Source organism: Bradyrhizobium sp. Mp19 (assembly GCF_029952935.1).
GTDB lineage: Bacteria > Pseudomonadota > Alphaproteobacteria > Rhizobiales > Xanthobacteraceae > Bradyrhizobium > Bradyrhizobium elkanii.
In genome coordinates, this window is sequence record NZ_JASAUT010000139.1 from 1 (window position 1) to 4,117 (window position 4,117).

General features: G+C 59.8%; 6 protein-coding genes and 1 pseudogene. 5 read left to right on the top strand and 2 right to left on the bottom strand.

Features of this window, described 5'->3' with window-relative positions; translation table 11 throughout:
* The 4 genes and pseudogenes from QJT82_RS45065 to QJT82_RS45080 all read left to right on the top strand — a co-directional run.
* Positions 1-499 (top strand): tyrosine-type recombinase/integrase (locus QJT82_RS45065; protein WP_281446720.1); only part of this gene is annotated, 499 nt, incomplete at its 5' end.
* A complete protein-coding gene (locus QJT82_RS45070; RefSeq protein WP_281446721.1) occupies positions 496-1,497 on the top strand; it encodes a tyrosine-type recombinase/integrase in 1,002 nt (333 codons plus the stop codon). The genes QJT82_RS45065 and QJT82_RS45070, both read left to right, overlap by 4 nt.
* Positions 1,498-1,610: 113 nt before the next feature.
* A pseudogene (locus QJT82_RS45075) lies at positions 1,611-1,754 on the top strand (transposase domain-containing protein); the annotation flags it as partial.
* A gap of 120 nt (positions 1,755-1,874) precedes the next feature.
* Positions 1,875-2,420: a hypothetical protein gene (locus QJT82_RS45080; RefSeq protein ID WP_051003414.1), complete on the top strand. Its 546-nt coding sequence runs from the start codon at positions 1,875-1,877 to the stop codon at positions 2,418-2,420.
* A gap of 5 nt (positions 2,421-2,425) precedes the next feature.
* On the opposite strand, the gene QJT82_RS45085 is transcribed toward QJT82_RS45080, so the two are convergent.
* Positions 2,426-3,163 carry an ImmA/IrrE family metallo-endopeptidase gene (locus QJT82_RS45085; RefSeq protein ID WP_077231226.1) on the bottom strand — a complete coding sequence of 246 codons (738 nt, stop codon included), beginning with the start codon at positions 3,161-3,163 and terminating at the stop codon, positions 2,426-2,428.
* Between the two features lie 147 nt (positions 3,164-3,310).
* Positions 3,311-3,631: a helix-turn-helix transcriptional regulator gene (locus tag QJT82_RS45090; protein ID WP_038388866.1), complete on the bottom strand. Its 321-nt coding sequence runs from the start codon at positions 3,629-3,631 to the stop codon at positions 3,311-3,313.
* A 274-nt stretch (positions 3,632-3,905) separates the two neighbouring features.
* Between QJT82_RS45090 and QJT82_RS45095 the strand changes: the two genes are divergently transcribed.
* Complete coding sequence (locus tag QJT82_RS45095; RefSeq protein WP_157788225.1) at positions 3,906-4,043, top strand: hypothetical protein; 138 nt, start codon at positions 3,906-3,908, stop codon at positions 4,041-4,043.
* Positions 4,044-4,117: the final 74 nt, after the last annotated feature.

The following is a 4,117-nucleotide window of genomic DNA, read 5'->3' on the forward strand; positions in this document are numbered from 1 at the left end:
ATCCGAGGCGATGGGCCTGGAGCGTGATGACGTCGACCTCGACGCCGGCGTGCTGACGGTCCGGCTGACCAAGTTCGCCAAGTCGCGGCTCGTGCCATTGCATCCGACGACGAGAACCGCGCTGCGCGACTACGCCCACCGGCGCGATGCGCTGCTCGGATCACGCTGCGGCTCGACCTTCTTCGTTGCCGAACAGGGAGGCCGATTGCTGCACCAGTACGTTCATCGCGTCTTCTGGCGATTGTCCAGAGAGATCGGGCTGCGGCGCCCAGGTGATCGTACCGGCCCACGCGTGCACGACTTCCGTCATCGCTTCGCCATCCGGACGCTGCTCGACTGGTATCGTGAAGGCAAGGACGTCGAGCAGCAACTCCCAGTTCTCTCCACTTACCTCGGCCACGCCTGCGTGCGCGATACTTACTGGTATCTCTCGGCCTGCCCCGAGTTGATGGAAGAAGCGGCGCGGCGTCTCGATCGGCGGTGGGAGGTGACGCCATGAAGCCTGCCTGCAATGTCGCCACGTTGATCGAGCGCTTCTTCACCGAGCGCCTCATGCGCCAGCGCAATGTTAGCGCCAACACGATCGCCTCCTACAGGGACACGTTCCGGCTGCTGTTCTTGTTCGCACAGGTGCAGCTGCGGAAGTCCCCATCGGCCCTGACGCTCGCCGATCTGGATGCAACGTTCATCGGCGCGTTCCTCACCGATCTCGAGGTAAAGCGCGGCGCCAGCGCGAAGACGCGTAACCTGCGTCTGACGGCCATCCGATCCTTCTTCAGGTTCGTGTCCTTCGAGGAACCGGCACACAGTGCGCTGATCCAGCGCGTGCTCGCCATACCGAGCAAACGCCATGACAAGCGACAGGTGCACTTCCTGACGCGCCCCGAGATCGAGGCGGTTCTCGCCGCGCCCGATCGAACGACGTGGCTTGGTCGCCGCGATCACACCTTGCTGCTGGTCGCGGCCCAGACGGGCTTGCGCCTCTCAGAGCTGACTGGCCTTGACCGGGATGCCGTCCACCTCGGGTCTGGTGCACACGTACGATGCGTCGGTAAAGGGCGGAAGGAGCGGACCACTCCGCTGACCACACTCGCTCGGTGTGCGCTCCAGGCATGGCTCAAGGAACCGTTGCGGAAAGGAGCAACAGCGTTGTTCCCGAACGTGCACGGGGGCCGGCTCAGTGCCGATAGCGTCCAGTCCCTGCTGGGAAAGCATGTTCGTGTCGCTCACAAGAGTTGCCCGTCTTTGAAGGCCAAGAGCGTGTCACCGCACGTGCTGAGGCACAGCGCTGCGATGGAACTGCTGCAAGCCGGCGTCGACTGCTCCGTGATCGCGCTGTGGCTCGGTCATGAATCGGTCGAGACGACGCAGACGTACCTGCACGCCCACCTCGCCCTGAAGGAAGCTGCCCTGGCGAAGCTCAAGCCGTACGAGCGCGGCAAGCGAACCCGCTTCCAGCCGAACGACCACCTACTCGCCTTCCTCGAGGCGCTCTGAACGACCAGACTATGCCGAATGGAACGGGGCTGCCCTGCACGCGATCGACGGTGCCAGCGTGACAACGGCGTGCCATACCAAATCCGTTCGGCATAGTTCGGCGGGCGGCATAAACCTGCAAGATGAACGACGTTGATCCGCAAGCCTGGCTCGCTGACGTGTTGGCCAGGCTTCCAGATCACCCCGTCAACAGAGTCGCCGACCTGCTCCCGTGGAATTGGAAGGCGACCCAACAGTCCAAAGCGGCCGCTGCCTGAGGCGCCGCGGCAGACCGGCGCGACTAGCCAGGGTGCTGGCCGGATGCGTACTTTTTAGCCGCGTTCGCCGCAAGTAATCCTCGCTATACAGGCTGGCCTATCTGGCTTGACGCGCGCCTGATGTCGGATACGCGCTCCCACCCGGTCGTGCGCGATGGTGGCTGGGAAGCTCTGATCGTCGCGATTAACAACGACATGGCGCATCGCTTCGAGTTCTTCAGGCTTGAGCCAACCGGTCAATTCTACCTTCGGCGGCTCTTGCAGGATGATGCCGTGCCTCATCGCCTGCCGGCGGGCGTGCTCCTCGATCCAATCTTGATGATTTACCGCATGACCGAAGCGATTGCCGTCGGCATCGCCGTCGCCAAAGGTCTTGGATGGTCCGATCCAGCTGTTCTTGGGTTCATGTTCCGCTGGCGGAAATTGAAAGGACGGCGCCTTGATAGCTGGTCCAATCCTGCAGTTTACGTGCAGGGCGGGGGAGCTGCACAGCAAGACGAGGTAACGACCTTCATATCTCTACCGCTTTCAACTCCGAGTTCGGCCATTCCAGCCCTTGTTAAAGCGGCGGCCGAAGAGCTGTTCGTCGCCTTTGATGGGACAAGCCTTTCGCAAGCGACCTATGATGAACAAGCTAGGCGTCTTCTTGATCGCCGTTTGACTTGAATTCGTTAGCGGCGATCGAAGCGGGAGCGGGAGTCCTCCAGCTCGTCGTCATCCTCATCTTCCTGCTGCTCAAGCGATAGCAGAATAAGGGCGTAACCCTGCTGCTGCTGATAAACCTGTTCGAACAACGTCGGCGCCTTGTGCCCACGCGAGACGTCAAACCACAACGCAGCGTCGGTTTCTTCGATCTCGCTGGCGACCGATACTGTGTGCTGCTTACGCATCAGCAGCGAGTGCCTGGGAACGGGATCGCCCCAGCGCACCGTGATGAAGGGAAAATCAGTCTTGCGTGAAAAATAGCGCTGGACGCGGCCATTATGCGTGACAACAAAGGCGATAGGTTCATGTCGATAATCGACATAAGCCCGTCCCATGACTTCTTTGCTGACTTCATATTGGTGGGCGAGCCGCACAACGTCCCGCAGATCAGGATCCTTGCTCGCATTGGCCTGCTTTCGAAAGATCGGCGGCGGGACCAACAACAGTGACGAAAACCGATTGGCCTCCGCTTCCCAGCGGATACGCCGATCCGCAATCTTCGGATCCAGAGCCAGGAGGTCCTTGAGCGAACAGAGAAAACGATCATCCTTGCCGGGCAGATGAGTCGGAATCAGGAAATGACCGAGCTCATGTCCGATGGTGAAGCGCCTGCGCTCCTTGCGCAGGTTTTCATTGACGAGAATGACGCCCGTCGACTTGGTCGCGTTTGTTACCAGCCCGCCGATAAAACCGTCGCTCTCCATCTCCTCGATCTTGGTGACGCCGAGCTGAAGCGCGAGCCTTTCAACCGGAACAGGTTATCGGCAGATCAGGCTCAGCTTTGAGAATCTCGATCACCAGGCGTTCGGGAGAGCCGGCGTCGGCCAAGTCGATGCGGGTGACGGGCAATGCTAGTCCTTTGTGCTCTTGAGACTGCGCATCACAGCTTCGATCGTCTTGCGATCCTTTTCGCTTAAGGACTTCAGATCGCGGTAAAGCGCCACCAGCTCCGAAGGTTCGCTCTCGGCATTCGGGTTCTCACCGATCAGATCGGAAACGCTGACACGAAAATGGGTCGCGAGCCTTTCAAGCAGCTCGCGTGAGGGATTGGCGCTGTTGCCCTGCTCCATATCCCAAATATGCGTCTTCGAGGTCTGCACGCCATCGGCCACTTGCTGCAGCGATTGCCCGCGCGCGATCCTCAACTCCTTCAGTCTGGTTGCAAACGACATCCAACTTCCTTCGTGATTCCAGCAGCTTATAGGCCGTTTCGTTCGATTTGTCGATACGGAACTGTGCCGACTTGACGATGAGTCCATTAGATAATACAGTACGATTCCATACAGACCGGAAATCGCCGTTCCGGTTCCAAACTCGCGAAGGATCCCTATGAACGATGCTCATCATCACAAGGTTCGCATCCATATCGATCGCGAACCCTATTAATCGCCGACCCCTACTCAGGGGGAGGCGCTCTACAAACTGGCCGACATCAGCAAGCACCGGATGCTGTTCCGGGAAGTTGACGGCAATCGTGAAGACAAGCCGGTGCCGCGGGACGCGACCGAAATCGTCCTGACGGAAGACGAGCACTTCTACAGCGAGGAGTTCGTCATGATCATCGTTGAGGGCACGCCGCACTGAACCGCCCCGGGATTGCCGGAGGCCATTTGGTTTGAGTCACGCGGCTATACCGAACTCCTCGGTCTGCGCATAGT

Coding starts and splice junctions, on each gene's coding strand:
- QJT82_RS45070 (WP_281446721.1), top strand. CDS start 496: ATGAAGCCTGCCTGCAATGTCGCCACGTTGATCGAGCGCTTCTTCACC.
- QJT82_RS45080 (WP_051003414.1), top strand. CDS start 1,875: ATGTCGGATACGCGCTCCCACCCGGTCGTGCGCGATGGTGGCTGGGAA.
- QJT82_RS45085 (WP_077231226.1), bottom strand. CDS start 3,163: ATGGAGAGCGACGGTTTTATCGGCGGGCTGGTAACAAACGCGACCAAG.
- QJT82_RS45090 (WP_038388866.1), bottom strand. CDS start 3,631: ATGTCGTTTGCAACCAGACTGAAGGAGTTGAGGATCGCGCGCGGGCAA.
- QJT82_RS45095 (WP_157788225.1), top strand. CDS start 3,906: ATGCTGTTCCGGGAAGTTGACGGCAATCGTGAAGACAAGCCGGTGCCG.